General features: G+C 70.1%; 16 protein-coding genes. 1 reads left to right on the plus strand and 15 read right to left on the minus strand.

The genetic code is table 11. From position 1 onward, the window contains the following. The first annotated feature begins 249 nt into the window (after nucleotides 1-249). Nucleotides 250-1,278 (plus strand): ATP-dependent 6-phosphofructokinase, encoded by a 1,029-nt coding sequence (locus tag Q0937_RS03455; protein ID WP_299299796.1) that lies wholly within the window; start codon nucleotides 250-252, stop codon nucleotides 1,276-1,278. 25 nt (nucleotides 1,279-1,303) lie between these two features. Here the strand turns inward: Q0937_RS03455 and Q0937_RS03460 are convergent, their stop codons facing one another. The 15 genes from Q0937_RS03460 to murC all read right to left on the minus strand — a co-directional run bounded on the left by Q0937_RS03460 (nucleotide 1,304) and on the right by murC (nucleotide 18,097). Next, complete coding sequence (locus tag Q0937_RS03460) at nucleotides 1,304-2,236, minus strand: epimerase (protein ID WP_299299798.1); 933 nt, start codon at nucleotides 2,234-2,236, stop codon at nucleotides 1,304-1,306. Then, complete coding sequence (locus Q0937_RS03465; protein ID WP_299299800.1) at nucleotides 2,233-3,465, minus strand: acyl-CoA dehydrogenase family protein; 1,233 nt, start codon at nucleotides 3,463-3,465, stop codon at nucleotides 2,233-2,235. The genes Q0937_RS03460 and Q0937_RS03465 overlap by 4 nt, the downstream gene beginning before the upstream one ends. A gap of 103 nt (nucleotides 3,466-3,568) precedes the next feature. Continuing rightward, nucleotides 3,569-4,375: an endonuclease/exonuclease/phosphatase family protein gene (locus Q0937_RS03470; RefSeq protein ID WP_299299802.1), complete on the minus strand. Its 807-nt coding sequence runs from the start codon at nucleotides 4,373-4,375 to the stop codon at nucleotides 3,569-3,571. 52 nt (nucleotides 4,376-4,427) lie between these two features. Then, nucleotides 4,428-7,997 (minus strand): DNA polymerase III subunit alpha, encoded by a 3,570-nt coding sequence (gene dnaE, locus Q0937_RS03475; protein ID WP_299299804.1) that lies wholly within the window; start codon nucleotides 7,995-7,997, stop codon nucleotides 4,428-4,430. A 120-nt stretch (nucleotides 7,998-8,117) separates the two neighbouring features. Next, on the minus strand, nucleotides 8,118-9,167 hold the full coding sequence (locus Q0937_RS03480) for a hypothetical protein (RefSeq protein ID WP_299299806.1): 1,050 nt from the start codon (nucleotides 9,165-9,167) through the stop codon (nucleotides 8,118-8,120). A gap of 55 nt (nucleotides 9,168-9,222) precedes the next feature. Continuing rightward, nucleotides 9,223-9,960: a hypothetical protein gene (locus Q0937_RS03485; protein ID WP_299299807.1), complete on the minus strand. Its 738-nt coding sequence runs from the start codon at nucleotides 9,958-9,960 to the stop codon at nucleotides 9,223-9,225. Between the two features lie 103 nt (nucleotides 9,961-10,063). After that, nucleotides 10,064-10,990, minus strand: coding sequence for an RluA family pseudouridine synthase (locus tag Q0937_RS03490; protein ID WP_299299809.1), 927 nt, complete (start codon nucleotides 10,988-10,990; stop codon nucleotides 10,064-10,066). Beyond that, nucleotides 10,987-11,571, minus strand: a complete 585-nt coding sequence (gene lspA, locus Q0937_RS03495; RefSeq protein ID WP_299299811.1) for a signal peptidase II — start codon at nucleotides 11,569-11,571, stop codon at nucleotides 10,987-10,989. The genes Q0937_RS03490 and lspA overlap by 4 nt, the downstream gene beginning before the upstream one ends. Next, on the minus strand, nucleotides 11,568-12,263 hold the full coding sequence (locus tag Q0937_RS03500; RefSeq protein WP_299299813.1) for a DivIVA domain-containing protein: 696 nt from the start codon (nucleotides 12,261-12,263) through the stop codon (nucleotides 11,568-11,570). The genes lspA and Q0937_RS03500 overlap by 4 nt, the downstream gene beginning before the upstream one ends. 96 nt (nucleotides 12,264-12,359) lie before the next feature. Continuing rightward, complete coding sequence (locus Q0937_RS03505) at nucleotides 12,360-12,650, minus strand: YggT family protein (RefSeq protein WP_299299815.1); 291 nt, start codon at nucleotides 12,648-12,650, stop codon at nucleotides 12,360-12,362. 8 nt (nucleotides 12,651-12,658) lie between these two features. After that, complete coding sequence (sepF, locus tag Q0937_RS03510; protein ID WP_299299817.1) at nucleotides 12,659-13,147, minus strand: cell division protein SepF; 489 nt, start codon at nucleotides 13,145-13,147, stop codon at nucleotides 12,659-12,661. Between the two features lie 158 nt (nucleotides 13,148-13,305). Beyond that, nucleotides 13,306-14,040 carry a peptidoglycan editing factor PgeF gene (gene pgeF, locus Q0937_RS03515; RefSeq protein WP_299299819.1) on the minus strand — a complete coding sequence of 245 codons (735 nt, stop codon included), beginning with the start codon at nucleotides 14,038-14,040 and terminating at the stop codon, nucleotides 13,306-13,308. Beyond that, on the minus strand, nucleotides 14,037-15,356 hold the full coding sequence (ftsZ, locus tag Q0937_RS03520; protein ID WP_299299821.1) for a cell division protein FtsZ: 1,320 nt from the start codon (nucleotides 15,354-15,356) through the stop codon (nucleotides 14,037-14,039). Before ftsZ ends, pgeF begins: the two co-directional genes overlap by 4 nt. 213 nt (nucleotides 15,357-15,569) lie before the next feature. Then, on the minus strand, nucleotides 15,570-16,577 hold the full coding sequence (locus Q0937_RS03525; RefSeq protein ID WP_299299823.1) for a cell division protein FtsQ/DivIB: 1,008 nt from the start codon (nucleotides 16,575-16,577) through the stop codon (nucleotides 15,570-15,572). Beyond that, on the minus strand, nucleotides 16,577-18,097 hold the full coding sequence (gene murC, locus Q0937_RS03530; protein ID WP_299299825.1) for a UDP-N-acetylmuramate--L-alanine ligase: 1,521 nt from the start codon (nucleotides 18,095-18,097) through the stop codon (nucleotides 16,577-16,579). The genes Q0937_RS03525 and murC overlap by 1 nt, the downstream gene beginning before the upstream one ends. Between the last annotated feature and the right edge of the window lie 23 nt (nucleotides 18,098-18,120).

Here is an 18,120-nt window from a genome sequence, read left to right on the forward strand (position 1 = left end):
ATCGGGCACGCCCGATCCGTCGGAGCAGTTGTTCCTCAGCGCCCCGGTCCCTCCTCATGGAGGGGCCGGGGCGCTCTGCTGTCCGGGCAGTTCCCGGTCTCGCAACCTGCCGTTCACCAGCAGGTGCTCCCGGGTCTCACCAGGCCGGTGGTCCTTCCTCCGCCGCATCGAAGGGCTCTAGGCTGAAGACGGCGAGCGGGCGATCCACTCGCTGTCCTCCCAGGCCGAGTCGAGAAGAGGCACTACCCCGTGAAGATCGGAATCCTGACCTCCGGTGGCGACTGCCCCGGCCTGAACGCCGTGATCCGCGGCGCGGTGATCAAGGGCGACAAGCTCTTCGAGGACGAGTTCATCGGGTTCAAGGACGGCTGGCGGGGAGTGATCGAGAACGACTGGATCACTCTGCCACGACGACGGGTGCGAGGCATCGGCCGCATCGGCGGCACCATCCTGGGCACCTCCCGCTCCAACCCCTTCGCCGACGGCGAGGACGGCGCGGAGATCGTGCGCCGCCACCTGGACGAGAACGACATGGACGCGATCATCGCGATCGGCGGCGACGGCACCCTGTTCACCGCGAACCGGCTCTACGAAGCGGGCATCCCGGTGATCGGAGTGCCCAAGACCGTCGACAACGACCTCGACGCCACCGACTACACCTTCGGCTTCAACACCGCGGTGGAGATCGCCACCGAGTCCCTGGACCGACTGCGGATCACCGGAGACTCCCACCACCGCTGCATGGTGGCGGAGGTGATGGGGCGCAGCGTCGGCTGGATCGCGCTGCACTCGGGGATGGCCGCGGGAGCGCACGTGATCTGCCTGCCGGAGTTCCCGCTGTCGCTCGAGGAGATCTGTGAGCACGTGAAGTCCGCCTTCGACCGCGGCCGGGCCCCGCTGGTGGTGGTCGCCGAGGGCTTCGTCCCCCGGGACGCCCCGGAGGGCTTCATGAAGTACGACCTCGACGAGTTCGGACGCCCGCGCTTCGGCGGGGTGGCAGAGGTGCTGGCCCCGCTGATCGAGGAGCGACTGGGCATCGAGTCCCGGGCCACGGTGCTGGGCCACATCCAGCGCGGCGGCGAGCCGACCGGCTATGACCGGGTGCTCGCCACGAGGCTCGGCACCGCCGCCGTGGACCTCGTCCACGAGGGCCGCTTCGGCCGGATGGTCGCGCTGCGCGGCACCGACATCGTGGATGTGCCGCTCACCGAGGCGATCGACAGCATCAAGCGCGTGCCCGAGTCCCGCTGGCGCGAAGCCGAGGTGCTCTTCGGCTGAGGGGCTCTCCAAAGGAGGAGCACGGCTAGAGCAGTTCTGCCACCGCATCCTCGAGGCGGGGATACCGGAAATGGAAGTCTGCCTCGTCCAGCACGCGAGAGGTCGCGTGGCGCCCGGTGAGCCCCAGTGCCGGGTCAGTGCGCAGCAGCGCCGCACCCAGCCGCAGCAGCGGTGCCGGGGTGGGGACGCCGAACGGCCGACCGACGACCCGGCGCAGGATCCGCATCAGCTCGGCGTTCCGCACCGGATGTGGAGCGGCGGCGACGACGATCCCCGAGGGCAGCGCCGGCGGCTCGAGCCCGAGCGCCGCGAGCACGATCCGCACCCAGTCCTCGACGTGGATCCAGCTCACCCATTGCTGACCGGTCCCCACCGGCCCGCCGAGACCCCAGCGGGCCAGCAGCAGCAGCCGCTCGAGCGCCGGCGTCCCCGCCTCCAGCACGATGCCGGTGCGCAGCACTGCTTGATGGTCGGTTCGTGCTGGCTCGGCAGCACGCTCCCAGGGCTCGGCGACCCCTGTCATCTGTGGCAGCCCTACGGGCAGGGGGCTCGTCTCGTCCAGCAGCTGCTCTCCGGCGTCGGACCAGATCGCGCTGGTGGAGGCCTGGACCCACCGCGCCAGAGGCTGCTCGAGGCGCCGGGACGCTTCGGCGAGCGCTGAGGTCGCCTCGACCCGGGAGCGGGTGAGGTCGGCGATGTTCTCTGGCGTCGGCCGGGCGTCGACGAGCCGCCCCGCCAGGTTGACCACGGCGGTTCCCCGCGGTTCGAGCTCCTGCGCCCAGGGGCCGAGGGTGCGGCCGTCCCAGTGCTCATCGCGCACGCCGTGGCGCTGGGCGGCAGGGCGCGGCGTCCGGGTCAGGACCACGACGTCGTGCCCGCGCTGGACCAGGACGGCGCTCAGGGCACGGCCCAGGCTGCCGGAGCCACCGGCGATGACGATGCGCATCGTGTCGCTCACCGGGGCAGTGCCGTGCGGGGTGCTCCGATGTCGCCGAGCAGGGCCTTGGCGTAGGAGGCATGCACGGATTCCTCGTCGGAGGGGTGGTACATGCCGGCGCGCACGTCTCGGGAGAGGCGTTCCAGCTCGCTGCGGCGGAAGTACTGGGCGCCTCCGCTGGCACGCAGCACCTGGTCCACGGCGGCGATCGCCGTCTCGGTGGCGCGGGACTTGACCCCGGAGAAGTGCAGGAACCAGCGCGGCCCGTGGTCGGTCAGGCCCGTGCCCTGCTCCCCCGTCCCCAGGGCGTCGAGATCGGCCATCACCTTCTCGATCTGCAGGATGACGCCGTCCACTGCGATCGCTGCGTCCGCCAGGCGCCAGCGGATGTCCGGATCGTCGGCGTGGACGATCCCCTTGGTGGCGTTACGCCGGGTGGTGGCGATCCGGGTGCCGACGGCGATCGCGCGTTCGGCGATGCCGGTGTACACAGAGGCGATCAGCAGCTCGAAGGCACCGAAGATGCCCATCACGAAGGGGTCCTGGTTGGGGCCGACGGGAGTGCTGGTCAGCACACGGTCCGCAGCGACCGGCGCCGAGCGCAGCCTGGTGGTGCGGGACTGGGAGGGGCGCATGCCATGGGTGTCCCAGTCGTCGAGCACCTCGATGGATGCGGTGCGCTCGAGCACGCCGAACAGCAGCTTCGGATCCGCTTCGCTCGCCTCGGCGACACGGCCGTGCACCACCAATCGGTCCCAGACCGGCGCGAGGGAGGTGAAGATCTTGGTGCCGGTGAGCTGGAATCCACCGCCCGGCTGCTCGTCGGCGCGCGTCGAGGAGTCGAAGAGCATCGCGTCGTTGCCGGCCTCGGAGATGCCGAAGGCGAACAGCTGATCTGCAGCCGCATCCTCGAGGACGGTACGCACACTGTCCACGCCGAGACGATGGGTGTGCAGTGCCGCACCGGTGACCACCAGGTGCATGTTCATCGACAGCGCCGTGGCCGGTGCGGCCTGGGCGAGTCGACGCTGGATCCGCGTCGCCTCCAGCAGCGAGGCTCCCAGGCCGCCGAGCTCGGTGGGGACCAGCAGCCGCAGATAGCCGCGCTCGCGCAGGTCAGCGAGATCGTCGTCGGGGAAGGTGTTCTCCCGGTCATGGACCACCGCGCGTTCGCGGAAGGAGTCCAGCAGCGCGTCCGGCAGGAAGGCGTCAGGAGTGAGGGCGGGGTCTGCGGCGTCGGAGGCGTTCATGGCTCCACGCTAGAGCACCTGTGCTGAGAGCGGCGGCCCTCTCGGCCGGAGAGGTCGAGGAGCACGCTGCACCGACCGTTCGCCTCGACTTCTCAGCACCTCCTCAGCACTGCGGGCTGTGCACCGTCGCCACCACGGGGCGATGGTCCGAGGAGCGCCGGGCTCCCACCTCGACTCGGCAGACTTCGATCTCGCCGCGCACCCAGAGCGAGTCGATGCGCCGCACGGGGAGGCGGGCCGGATGGGTCGCGAGCCTCAGGCTGCGCAGCGTCGTCACGACGGCGCCGAACTGCTCGCGAACCGGCGAGCGCCAGCTCCTCTTCTGGACGGCCACGTCTCTCCATCCGGTGGCGGCGAGCGCCGCCAGCTCCGGTGAGGAGGGATCGGCATTCATGTCCCCCATCAGCACCGCCGGCCCCTCGAGGCCCCGGGCGAGGCGGACGATGCCCTGCACCTGGGCGGTGCGATGCGCGCGGCTGGCGTTGTCGAGGTGGGTCACCAGCACCTCGAGCTCCTGCTCCCCCGGCCCGCGGACCTTCGCCTGGAGCACGCCGCGGGTCTCCGCCGGCCGCTCATGGCCCGGGTGAGCGGGCAGCAGGTGCACGGCGTGGGAGAGGATCTCGCGCCGGGTCAGCAGCGCGAGCCCGTAGCGACGGCTCGACTCGCCCTCACCGACGGGCGGAAGTTCGAGGGCGGCGCCGAAGCAGACCTGCATCCCCAGCAGCTCGCCGAGGCGCGCGGCCTGGTCCTCATATCCGGAGCGGGGACCGAATCCCTGGTCCACCTCCTGCAGACCGATCACGTCGGCGTCGAGCGCCGCGATCTCCCGGGCGGTGCGCACGAGATCCACCCGGCCGTCGTCGCCGAGCCCGTGGCGGATGTTGAAGGTCGCCACCCGCCACGTGCTCATCGCTTCACCTGCCCATCGCCTCACCTGCTCGTCACTTCACCTGCTCATCGCCTCACTGCAGGCAGCTGGGGCCCAGCAGCGTCTTCAGCGAGGCGTACAGCGCGGCCGAGGGGTTCACCGAGAGCCGCTTGTCCAGCTGCATCAGGGTGGTCCGGCCCGGCTCCTGCAGGCGCAGCCGCACCTCGCTGGCGCCGGGATTGTCCTCCAGCACCCCCCGCAGCTCGCTGACCACACGCTCCGTGGCGCGAGTGGCCGGCAGGGCGATGACCACGGGCCCGTCGGCCCCTCCCCCGGTCTCAGGGATGGTCATCTCCATCACCCGCAGCTCGGGCATGCCTTTGGAGGTGTCCACCCGCCCCTTCATCGAGACGATGAGGTCCTCGGCGAGCTCCCCCGCGACGGTCATGTAGGTGGAGGGGAACATCAGGCAGTCGATCGAGCCCTCGAGGTCCTCGACCGTGGCGATCGCCCACATGTCGCCCTTCTTGGTGGTCTTGCGCTGAAGGGTCGTGATCAGACCGGCGATGGTCACCATGGCGCCGTCCTCGACGGCTCCGTCATCGGCCAGGGCGCTGATCGACGTCGAGGAGTTCTGGGCGATGACGTGCTCGAGCCCGTACAGCGGGTGATCGGAGACGTACAGGCCCAGCATGTTCCGCTCGAAGGCGAGCTTCTCCTTGCGGTCCCACTCGGGCAGATCCGGGATCGTGATGGTCGCGGCGGAGCCGGTGGCCATGTCGCCGTCGTCTCCTCCGCCGCCGAAGACATCGGCGAAGAGGTCGTACTGGCCCTGGGCCTCCTTGCGCTTCACGTCGACCACGGAGTCCACCGCGTCCTCGTGGATCAGCACCAGCGAGCGGCGGTTCGCGCCGAGCTCGTCGAAGGCACCACCCTTGATCAGCGACTCGATGGTGCGCTTGTTGCACACCGACAGCGGCACCTTGTCCAGGAAGTCGGTGAAGGAGGTGAAGGCACCCTTCTCCTGGCGGGTCCGGATGATCTCCTCGACCACATGCGCGCCGACGTTGCGGATCGCCGAGAGCCCGAAACGGATGTCCTCACCGACGGCGGAGAAGTACAGATCGGATTCGTTCACATCCGGCGGCAGCACGGTGATGCCGCGGTGGCGGCAGTCGCCGAGGTACAGGCCCAGCCGGTCGCGGTTCTCCTGGGTGGAGGTCAGCAGCGCCGCCATGTACTCGGTGGGGTGGTTCGCCTTGAGGTAGCCGGTCCAGTAGGAGATCACCCCGTAGGCGGCGGAGTGCGACTTGTTGAAGGCGTAGTCGGCGAACGGCATGAGCGTCTCCCACAGCGCCGTCACCGCCTCCTTCGAGTACCCGTTCTCCTGCATGCCGGCCTCGAAGGAGGCGAACTGCTTGTCCAGCTCCGACTTCTTCTTCTTGCCCATGGCGCGGCGCAGGATGTCGGCCTGACCGAGCGAGTAGCCGGCGACCTTCTGCGCCGTCTGCATGACCTGCTCCTGGTAGACCAGCACGCCGTAGGTCTCCCCGAGGATCTCCGCGAGCGGCTCCTCGAGCTCCGGATGGATCGGGGTGATCGGCTGCAGTCCGTTCTTGCGCAGCGCGTAGTTGGTGTGGGAGTTCATGCCCATCGGGCCCGGTCGATACAGCGCCGAGACGGCGGTGATGTCACCGAACTGGTCGGGCTTCATCTGCCGCAGCAGGGTGCGCATGCCGGAGCCGTCCAGCTGGAACACGCCGAGCGTGTCCCCCTTCTGCAGCAGCTCATAGGTCTTCTGATCGTCGAACGGAAGCGTCTCCAGGTCCGGCGGGACCTTCCCGTTGCGCTCCATGTTCGCGACCGCGTCGGAGAGCACGGTGAGGTTCCGCAGCCCCAGGAAGTCCATCTTCAGCAGACCGAGGGTCTCGAGCGTGGGGTACTCGAACTGGGTGATGATCTGGCCGTCCGAGGGGCGACGCATCATCGGGACGATGTCCTTCAGCGGGTGGCTGGACATGATCACGGCGCAGGCATGCACGCCCCAGCCGCGGGTCAGTCCCTCGACGCCTCGGGCGATCTCGACCACCTTCTGGACGTCGGGGTCCTCGTCGTGCATCCGACGGAACTCCCCGGCCTCGGCGTAGCGCTTGTCCTCGGGGTCGAAGATCCCGTTGACCGAGATGTCCTTGCCCATCACCGTGGGCGGGAGGGTCTTGGTGAGCTTGTCGCCCATCGCGAAGGGGTAGTCGAGCACGCGGGCGGCGTCCTTGAGCGAGTTCTTCGTCTTCATCACGCCATAGGTGATGACCTGGGCGATGCGGTCGTCGCCGTACTTGCGCTCGACGTACTCGATGACTTCGCCGCGGCGGCGATCATCGAAGTCGACGTCGAAGTCGGGCATGGACACGCGGTCGGGGTTCAGGAACCGCTCGAAGAGCAGACCGTGCTCGAGCGGGTCGAGGTCGGTGATGCGCATCGCGTAGGCGACCATCGAGCCGGCGCCGGAGCCACGGCCCGGGCCCACCCGGATGCCCTGCTCCTTGGCCCACTTGATGTAGTCGGAGACCACCAGGAAGTAGCCGGGGAAGCCCATCTGCAGGATGACCGAGACCTCGTAGTCGGCACGCTGCTGGACCTCGTCTGGGATGCCGGAGGGGTAGCGGTACTCCAGGCCCCGCTGGATCTCCTTGACGAACCAGGACTCCTCGTCCTCCCCGGGAGGGGTGGGGAAGTTCGGCATGTAGTTCGCGCCCTCGTCGGTGGTGCGGAACTCGACCTCGCACATCTCGGCGATGGTCAGGGTGTTGTCGCACGCCTCGGGGAACTCACGGAACAGCTCGCGCATCTGCCGCGCCGATTTCAGGAAGTAGCCGGAGCCGCCGAACTTGAAACGGTTGGGGTCGTTCAGCCGTGACCCGGAGTTGATGCACAGGAGCACGTCCTGGATCTGCGCATCGTCCTCGGTGACGTAGTGCAGGTCGTTGGTGGCCACCAGCGGGGCACCGATCGCCCTGCCCACCTCCAGCAGGTCCTTGGTGACCCGCTTCTCGATGTCCAGGCCGTGGTCCATCAGCTCGATGAAGTAGCTGTCCTTGCCGAACATGTCCTGGAACTCGCCGGCGGCCCTGACCGCCTCGTCGAACTGTCCCAGGCGCAGGCGGGTCTGGACCTCGCCGGAGGGGCAGCCGGTGGTCGCGATCAGGCCCTCGGAGTACTTCGAGAGGATCTCGCGGTCCATGCGCGGCCACTTGCCCATCTGGCCGTCGAGCGACGCCTCCGAGGCGAGCCGGAAGAGGTTGTGCATGCCCGGGGTCGACTTCGACAGCAGGGTCATGTGGGTGTAGGCGCCGCGGGCCGAGACATCGTCGCCGGCGGCCTGCTGCTCCTTGGTGCCCCACTGCTGGCGGGTGCGGTCGTGGCGGCTGGTCCCCGGGGTCACATACGCCTCGACCCCGATGATCGGCTTCACGCCCGCATCGGTCGCCGCCTTGTAGAACTCGTAGGCGCCGAAGAGGTAGCCGTGGTCGGTGATCGCCACCGCGCTCTGCCCCTGACGCTTCGTCTCGGCGACGAGCTTGTCGATCTTCGCAGCACCGTCCAGCAGGGAATAATCGGTGTGCACATGCAGATGCACGAAGTCATCGGAGTCCGCGGAAGCCATGCCCTCCAGAGTAGCCGCGGCGGCGCCCGCCGCGGGGGTCCGGGAGGGGTCGGAGAGGTCACCCAGGCCCTCCGGCGTGTCGCCCGGTCGGCGCCGGGCGTGCCGGGCGCATGCCAGGTCTCACCGTGGCGCGGCGACCTCCGCGTGGGTGCGCAGGATCCCCTCGGTGGTGCCCTCCGGGGCCCGGCCGATCCCGCACTCGGTGGCCACCCCGAAGGGCTGATTCACCGCCGTCGACGCCGCGGCGATGCGCCGCCGCGCCCCCTCGGCGCCGTCCTCGCGGTGCACCAGCCCGAGGTACAGCTCATCCAGCCGTGGCAGCTGTGCGAGCGGGGCGAAATATGCTTCGTCGTCGCGGTCGATGGGGACCGGCAGATGCAGCCAGGTCAGCTGCCGGGCGGCGCTGTCCACCAGGGCGTCCGCGAGCTGGACCAGGGTCGCGGCATCGCGCGGTTCGACGAAGTGCCGCTCCCCCGCGTCGCCGTAGCAGAGGTGCACACCGACCTCGACGTCCAGCGGCACTGCGTCCACCAGCGCCTCGAGTCGGGTCACGATGCCGGCCAGCAGGTCACCGCTCCACCAGCCCTCCATGGGGCTGCCGTAGCCGGAGGCTCCCTCGAGGATGCCCAGCTCGCTGGCCACGTCCCACTGGATCGCGAGGTCCTCGTGCGGGATCGCCTCGAGGATCTCCTCGAGCTCGTGCAGCAGCGCATCGGCATAGACCGGCTCGATGGCGGCCCGGTCCGCTCCGGTGAAGAAGGAGGAGATCACGGCGACGGGGGTCGGCAGGGAGACCTGGAAGCGGATCCCCTGCCCGATCACTCCCTGCTCGCGCAGCCGGGCGAAGATCGGATAGGAGTCCTTCGCCGCGGCGGCGTAGCCGAGCGGCGGCAGCGTGATCCCGGCGGGGTCGACGCCGTCGGCCAGGCGCAGCGGCCGCGCATCGAGGCCGGCGCCGAAGGGGATCGGCTGCTCACCGACGCGCTCGACACCATCGGCCTCGCCGAGGACGTCCGGCTGGAACATGATCCAGTGGAATCTCTTCCCGACCTCGCCATCGGGGATGCGCCGGACGTGGCGGCCGAGGATCTCGGCCACCGTGCGCATCGTCTTCTCGGCATCATCGAAGTTCACGCTGCCCGTGAGGAGGGCGCCCTGGGGTTCGGTCATGAGGACAGCCTACGGAGGTGGACGCTTCTGCGGCGCATGCTCCCGCGTCTCGCGCTCAAATCCCCGCGCCGTCCCCCTCCGCCTGCTGCTCCCGGCGGGTCTCCTGGAGCAGGGAGTCCAGATAGTCGTGGACGTCCTCGAAGCTCAGCGAGCGTTCATCGCGGCGCGGTGGGATGCCGCCGACGAAGGCACCGCCGTGCCAGGCCATCGAATCATCCGGCAGCGTGGGGTCGTCATCGCGCCACAGCTCGATCGGGATCGCATGGGCGGCGAGGTCGCGGGCGACCTCCTCGGCCTGGGCCGGGCTGCCCGAGCGCTGCAGCACCGAGACCAGCAGCGACTGGGCCGCCCAGGCCGCGGCGTCGTCGCGGGAGTCCTTCCCCGGGTCCACCGATTCCTGCACCAGGGCGATGTAGCTCGCGGCAAGCTCGTCGGCCCCGTCCTCGAAGTGGTCCTTGGCCACCCGGAGGGCGACCTGTGGGACCAGGTCACGGGCTTCCCAGAGGACCGCCGCACCGACCAGCGCCATCCCCACCCCGGTCGGGAAGTCCGGGTCCAGCGCCATCGGCGTGGACGGTGCCTTGCCGGCGCGGCGGTCGTCATCGGCGGCAAGGAAGGTGCGCACCGCCTCGGAGACGGCCGCTCGGGCCTGCTCACCGTCTCGCAGGGTGACCTCGGCGCGGGCAGGATCGATGCCCAGGCGGCGGGCGACCCGGAGGAACGGGAAATCGGCGCGGTCCAACGCCGCGTCTCGGGAGGGCGTCAGCGCACGGGAGGTCTGCTCATCGTTCATCCTTCGACGCTACCGCCTGCCAGACTGTGCGCGTGCCCACCGCCGCTGTCATCCGTCTGGAGGTGATCCATCTGGGGCGCTGCGGGTCAGGTGCATGCCCTGCTCAGTGACCGCGCAGGGCTTCCAGCGCCGACTGCAGATCTGCCGGGTACTGCGAGACGAACCTGACCTCCTCGCCGGTGGCGGGGTGGACGAAGCTCAGCTCCATCGCGTGCAGCCACTGGCGGATCAGGCCCACCTGCTCGGCGAGACGAGGATCCGCGCCGTACAGCGGGTCGCCCACCAGCGGGTGATGCAGCGCGGCCATATGGACCCGGATCTGATGGGTGCGCCCGGTCTCGAGGCCCACCTTCAGCAGGGTCGCGCCCTGCAGCGCCTCGAGGGTCTCGTAGTGGGTCACCGAGTGCTTGCCGTCGCTGCGCACCGCGAACTTAAAGTCGTGCTGCGGGGAGCGCCCGATGGCGGCCTCGATGGTGCCCGCCGGTTGCTCCGGCGTGCCCTGGCAGACCGCGTGATAGACCTTCCCGACCTCACGGGCACGGAAGGCATCCTTGAGGGTGGTGTAGGCACGCTCGGTGCGGGCGACCACCATCAGTCCACTGGTGCCCACGTCCAGGCGACTGACGATGCCCTGTCGCTCCGCGTCGCCGGTGGTGCGGATGCTCACGCCCGCAGCGGCCAGATGGCCCAGCACGGTGGGGCCGGACCAGCCGGCGCTCGGGTGCGCCGCCACGCCCACGGGCTTGTCGATCACCACGATGTCGTCATCCTGGTGGATCAGGCTCATGCCCTCGGCGATCTGCGGCCGGACCTCGACCGCGGGCTTCTCGTCCGGCAGCTCGACGTACACCATCGCACCGGGCTCGAGCCGGGTGGAGCGGGCCGGAACCTGCCCGTCCACCAGGACGCCGCCATTGCTCACCAGCTCTGCGGCGCGCGTGCGCGAGAGACCGAGCATCCGGGAGATGCCCACGTCGATGCGTTCTCCGGCGAGCCCTTCGGGCACCATCAGCGTGCGGGAGGAGCTCACTGCTTCTCCTTGGCTGCGGGGTCGGCGGCCTCCGCGTGGGCCGGATCCGAGTCGACCCCGAAGAGGCCCAGGGCGACGATCAGGATCGCGCCGCCCACCACGGCCATGTCAGCCACGTTGAAGACCGGCCAGTTGGGCAGTTCGAGGAAGTCGACGACGGCGCCGCGGAACGGGCCCGGTTCGCGAAGCAGGCGGTCGTGGATGTTACCCAGCGCCCCGCCCATGATGAGGCCGAGGGCGATGGTATACCAGGGCGAACGGACCGCCTTGACGGCGAACACGATCACGCCGATCACGATCGCGATCTGCAGGCAGGTGACCACCGGGGTGATCTCCGAGCCCATCCCCCAGGCCGCCCCGGTGTTGTACAGCAGGGTCAGCTGGAGGATCTCACCGAGGAAGGGCTGAGGATCCAGCAGCGGCAGAGTCTCCACTGCCCAGTTCTTCGTGATCTGGTCGATCACGGCCAGGACCGCACCGAGCACGGCGACGGTGCCGAGGACCGTTCCGCGGCTGAGACGGCGGCGAGCGCCGGACCTCGTGGGCCCGGCGCTCGTCGGCGTGGAAGCAGGGGCGTTCACAGACCGAAGTTCGCCTGCTTGTCCTGCGTCTCGCTGCTGTCGAGATCGCTGAGCTGGTTCTCGAGGTAGTTGCGCAGACGGTTGCGGTAGTCGCGCTCGAAGTTGCGCAGGCCCTCGATCGTCTTGTCGAGCTCGGCCTTCTTGGTCTCGAGCTCGGCGAGCGTGGTGCGGGACTTCTCCTCGGCGTCACCGACGATGCGTGCATGCTCGTCGTTGGCCTCGGCGATCAGACGATCGCGCTCTTCCTCGCCGTTCTTCACGTACTCGTCGTGCAGCCGGTTCGCCAGGGCGATGATGCCGGCGGCGGACTGATCGGGGGTCTCCGAGGCAGGCGCTGCCACCGGGGCAGGCTGCTCGACGATGACCTCGTCCTCGACGACGGACTGCGGCGCGGTGGCGTCGACCTCATCGTCAGCACCGATGGGCGTGGTGTCGATGATCGCGTCCGTCTCGCCCGTCGCGGAGACATCGGCGGCGGGTGCCGCGGCACCGGCGCCGGACTCGAGCTCGGCGATGCGATTGTGCGCCTCTTCGAGTTCCTTCTTCAGGCGCTCGTTCTCGGAGAGGAGCTCCTTCAGACGGGGTTCCACGTCGTTGTCGAGGAAGTTGTCGACCTCGTCCATGTCGTAGCCCTCCGAGAACCGGACCGGCGTGAACCGCTGATTCTGCAGGTCTTCGGGCATCAGAGCCATGGGTCACCTTTTCTTAGTGCGGGAGTTCAGATGCGCGGTGGGCGCGGCGCGCTCAAGCCTAACGGATGCCGCGGAGGTTCCTGGACCGGAGCCTCCTCACATCGCCAATCCGCCGAGCACCCGCAGCAGTATCCATCCGAGGACCAGCAAGATCATCAGGCTGAGATCGAGCGACACCGCACCGATCCGCAGGGGCGGGATCAGGCGACGCAGTGCCAGCACCGGAGGATCGGTCAGCGTGTACACGAGCTCGAACAGGACCAGCACCAGTCCTGAAGGCCGGTATTCCCTCGCGTAGGACTGGATCCACTCGAGCACCAGACGGGTGATCAGCAGGAGCAGGTACACCAGCACCGCGAGGTACAGCACTCCTGCGATGATCTGCATGGGAACGCTCAGCTCTGGTTGTAGAAGCTGCCCTCGTCGGCCGAGGTATCCCCGTCGACCTGGACGAACTCCGGGGAGAGCAGGAACACCTTGGAGGTGACGCGTTCGATGGTGCCGCGCAGGCCGAAGACCAGACCGGCCGAGAAGTCGACCATGCGCTTGGCGTCACCGTCGGGCATGTCGGAGAGGTTCATGATGACGGGGACACCGTCACGGAACGACTCGCCGATCGCCTTGGCGTCGTTGTAGGACCGCGGATGGATCGTGGTGATGCGGTGCATCGACTCCTCCACTGCCGGGGCCATGGCCACCACGTTCGAATGCTGACGGATCGGGGTCACCTGGGCCTCCCGTTCTGGTGCGGCCTCGGGGCCACGCTCGGTGCGGCGGGACGGTGCGGCGACCTCGTCATGGCGGAGCCGTTCGTCCTCGTAGTACTCGTCATCGACCTCGTTGGCAAGGCCGAGTGCGACCATGGCGTTGCGCCAGGTTCCCATCGCAGATCTCCCAGTCTGTTGTTCACGCTGACCTGGGCTCCAGGGAAGCACGGGGAGTGCGCGGGAGCCCTTACCCGTTGAAACTACCGCAGGGATTTCCTCGACCCCGGGAGGCGCCCGGCGTGTCGTGGGCGTGTCTGGGCTGGCCGAGGCGTCGCTCACTCGCGGCGCAGGACACCTGCGAAGCGTCCGGTGTGAGCCTGGCGACGATAGGAGTAGAAGCGATCGTCCTCGAGGGTGCAGGGGTGGTCCGCCTCGATCGCGGAGAGCGGGATGCCCGCCGCGGAGAGGACCTCGATCGCGCCGGCCCGCAGATCGATCGACGGTGTGCCCCAGGAGGTGGCTGCCCAGGTGGCAGGCAGCTGCCGAGCGGCGTCCTCCCGCATCGCCGCGGGCACCTCGTAGCAGTCTCCGCAGATCGCGGGCCCGATGCTCGCCGTGAGATCCACGGGCCGAGTCCCGAACTCCGCCATCACCTCGAGGGTGCGCTCCAGCACCCCGCCCAGCAGGCCGGCGCGCCCGGCATGGGCGGCGGCGATCGTGCCGGAGACGGGATCGCTCAACAGCACCGGCAGGCAGTCCGCGACCATGATCGCGAGCCCCACGTCCCGGCGATCGGTGACCATCGCGTCGGCGGTGACCACCGGAGCCACCCCCGTCGGGGGCAGCGCATGGACGTCTGCGGAGTGGACCTGGTCCACGAAGACCAGCGGCACCCCGAGCTCGGCCTCGAGCAGCTCCCGGTTGCGGGTGACGGAGTGCTCCTCGTCGCCGACGTGGCGGGCGAGGTTCAACCCGGCGTGCTCACCCGTGCTGACCCCTCCTTCCCGTCCCGTGAACAGGGCACGGGCCCCGCGAAGTCGCGAGGCCCGTGCAGGAAGTGCTGAGGTCACTTGAGGAAGGACGGCAGATCGAGGTCGTCGTCGTCCGACGGCGGCTCCTCGATGTGCGGGGGGCGTGCCGGCTCAGGGGCGCGAGGAGCCGGCTGCGGGGCGTTCCGCGCCTGCTGTGCGTACTGACCGTCCTCGGTGTCGGCGGCGTCGAGCACCTCGGTCTCGGGCTCGGTCGCGCTCTGCCGCGACGGGGAGAAGGCCTGCTGCGGCAGACCCCAGGCGCCGGGAGCACCGGAACCGGCTGCTCCGGCACCGGCCCCCTGGCCGGCGCGGTGCTCCTGGACAGGAGGACGCGGCGCTGCCGCGCGGGGCTGCTCAGCGCGGGGGGCGGGACGATGCTGCGGGGTGACGTCCTGGCGCTGTGCCGGACCGCCGCCCTCGAAGCCGGCCGCGATCACGGTCACGCGGACCTCGTCGCCCAGCGCGTCGTCGATGACGGAGCCGAAGATGATGTTGGCATCGGGGTGGGCGGCCTCCTGGACCAGTCGGGCCGCTTCCGAGACCTCGTACAGGCCGAGGTCGCTGCCGCCCTGGATGGAGAGCAGCACGCCGTAGGCGCCGTCGATCGAGGCCTCGAGCAGCGGGCTGGAGACTGCGAGCTCGGCGGCCTGCAGGGCACGGTCCTCGCCGCGCGCCGAGCCGATGCCCATCAGGGCGCTGCCGGCGCCCTGCATGACGGACTTGACGTCCGCGAAGTCCAGGTTGATCAGACCCGGGGTGGTGATCAGGTCGGTGATGCCCTGGACACCGGAGAGGAGGACCTGGTCCGCGCTCTTGAAGGCGTCGAGCATGGAGACCTGCTTGTCCGCGATCGAGAGCAGGCGGTCGTTCGGGATCACGATGAGAGTGTCGACCTCGGCCTGCAGGGCGGCGATGCCGGACTCGGCCTGGGTCGAGCGGCGACGGCCCTCGAAGGTGAACGGGCGGGTGACCACGCCGATGGTGAGGGCGCCGAGGCTGCGGGCGATCTTGGCCACGACGGGTGCGCCGCCGGTGCCGGTGCCGCCGCCCTCGCCGGCGGTCACGAAGACCATGTCCGCCCCGCGGATGACCTCTTCGATCTCCTCCGCGTGGTCCTCGGCGGCGCGCTTGCCGACTTCGGGGTCGGCGCCGGCGCCGAGTCCGCGGGTGATCTCCTTGCCGACGTCGAGCTTGACGTCCGCATCGGACATCAGCAGCGCCTGGGCGTCGGTGTTGATCGCGATGAATTCGACGCCCTTGAGACCGGACTCGATCATGCGGTTGACGGCGTTGACACCTCCGCCGCCGACGCCGACGACCTTGATGACTGCGAGTGAGATCTGGGTTCCGGCCACGTTTGGTCCTTGCTCTTGTCGTTCATCCGAGGAGGGGGCCTGCGTCGCACCTGGTCGTGGACTTCCGAAACCCTAGACCTCGAGTTGAGGTTAGGACTTCGGGGCACTTCTCCTTTCCCTTGACGCTAGGGACGCAATCACCTGCGCGCAAACACCACGTGCGCGTGTCGGCCGCGAGGGCGGGCGAGATCACCGCCACGACCTCGATTTCCGTCAACGGGTGACCGGAGCCACCGGGGAGGAGACGTCGATGATGGTGCCCGGTTGACCGAGCAGCGCCTGGACCACCTCGGCCTTGAGCTCCGCGTCGCGGGCATCTCCCCAGACGACCGTCTTGGAGCCGCCGTCCTCGAGGGCGAGCGCCACCATCACGTCGCTCCGGCTGGAGGCGGTGACCTTCTGCACCGCTCCGCGCAGCGGCTCGGGCATCCCGGCCATGACATCGGTCATCGCCGCTGCCGCACCCTCGGGATCCGCAGAGCCTCCGGCGACGAGGAGCGGGACCAGCGAGGCCCCTTCACCCGCGGCGGGCGGCAGCTCCTGCCCTCCGGCATCGACCACGGCCGTGGTGCCGTCGGCCTTCGTGAGCAGTCCTACCGGGGCGGCCTCGGTGATGCTGACCCGCACACCGTCAGGCCAGATCCTCTCGGCCTCGACCGACTCGACACCCGGTATCGCGGCGACGTCCTCGGCGATCGCCCCGGTGGCCAGCAGCAGCACGCTGCCCTCGGCGCGTGCAGAGGCCGCGGCTCGGATGTCCTGCTCCTGCACGTACCCGGCGCCCTCGACCGTGATGCTCTGCACCTGCAGCGCCGGCAGGAAGATCGCGGTGACTCCGGCGGCGACCAGCACCAGCACGGTGATCAGCACACCGGCGATGATCGCGCGACGGCGCCGTCTCCAGGGCCTGCCCGCCACCAGCTCACGGAAGCGCTCGGAGGCCTGGACCACCCGGCCGCCGCCCTCCGGCCCTGCTGCCGGTGCGGCGGGCTCCGAAGAGCGCAGCGCAGAGGGATCGGGGCGGCCGACGGTGCGGCCGCGGGGAGCCTGCGTCGGTGAGGGAGCGGAGTGCGCCTGGGGAGCGGGCGGTGCCGACCGCGCGGGCGGCGCAGGGGCGGACGTGCCGAGCGGGGGAACGGACCTGCTCTGTCGCGGTGTCGGTGCGGGAGCGGGGCGCCGGGCGCCCTGCCGCGGCGTGGGGGCGTGAGGGCGGCGAGCCATCAGCTGCCGACCTCGAGCTCGCGCAGTGCGGTCATCAGCGTGGGCGTGAGCTCCACGATGTCACCGGCGCCGAGCATCAGCAGCAGGTCGCCGGCCTGCGCCTCGCCGACCACCTGGTCGGTGAGCTCCGCCCCTGCCGAGGTCGGCATCACCGCTGCGGCGGCGAGGTCGGTGATGGTCCGCGCGTCGATCGTGGGGTCCGGGTCCTCGCGGGCCGCGTAGACCGGCAGCACCCAGGCGTGATCGGCGGCCGACAGCGCGGCGGCGAAGTCGACCGCGAAGTCGCGGGTGCGGGAGAACAGGTGGGGCTGGAACACGACGAGCACCCTGCCCGGCCCTGTCTGCGAGGCGACGATGCCGCGGGCGGCGGCGATGGTCGCGGCGACCTCTCGGGGATGGTGGGCGTAGTCGTCCACGACGATCACTCCCCCTGCGGTCCCGGCCACGTCGAAGCGGCGTGAGGCACCGGTGAAGGTCGCCAGTCCCGCGGCGAGGGCGTCCACGGCGGCGTCGGGCGCGGCCGCCGCGGAGGCGGCGAGGGCGCCCAGGGCATTGAGGACGTTGTGGTGCCCGGTCACCGCCAGCTGGACGGTGAGCGGGCCGTGGGGAGTGTCGATCTCGATCTCGGCCCCGCGGGGACCGCTGCGCTCCTCCCGCAGCGACCACTGGGCGTCCGCAGCGGTGCCGTAGTGCACGACCACGGTGCCACGAGCCTGGGCGCGCTCCCCGAGCGCGCGGGCGCCCGGGTCGTCGGCGCACACCACGAGGGTGCCGCCGGGGGCGAGCTGCCCGGTGAGGGTGTCGAAGGCCGCGGTGAGGGTGGCGGAGTCGCCGTGGAAGTCGAGATGGTCGGGCTCGAGGTTGGTGACCACGAGGGAGCGCGGGGCGAAGGCGAGGAAGGAGCCGTCGGACTCGTCCGCCTCGACGACCGCGAGGCCGGTGGGCGACGAGGGCGTCGACGGCGACGCGCCGAGGCCTGCATTGCGCCCGAGGTCCGGGACCGCCGCTCCGAGCGCCCACGCCGGGTCGACTCCCGCCCCCCGCAGCGCGGACACCGCCATCCCGGTGGTGGTCGTCTTGCCATGGGTGCCGGCGACGGCGACCAGGTCACGGTCCCGGAGCAGTCCGGCCAGGGCGGCGGCGCGATGGATCACGGGGATTCCGCGATCGCGGGCGGCGATCACCTCGGGGTTGTCGGCCCGCACGGCGGTGGAGACGATCACCAGGTCGAGATCCGCCGCGAGCAGGGAGGCGTCGAAGCCGATGCCGATGCGGGCACCGGCCTCCCGCAGCGGCGCGATGAACTGGCCGTCCTGGGAGTCGGAGCCGCTGACGTCGAGCCCGGACTCGAGCGCGAGGCGGGCGACGGCGCTCATGCCTGCCCCGCCGATGCGCACCACATGCACCGAGCGCACCTCCAGATCGGTGGGCCATCCCGGCTGAGTGATGACCTCCCCGGCACGCAGGATCGTGCGGGGCGTCGCCTGCGGGGAGGAAGCGTTCTCGAGGCCTGAAGTCATGAGGTCACCGTAATCCGCTCGCC

This window comes from uncultured Brachybacterium sp. (assembly GCF_947500705.1).
Classification (GTDB): domain Bacteria; phylum Actinomycetota; class Actinomycetes; order Actinomycetales; family Dermabacteraceae; genus Brachybacterium.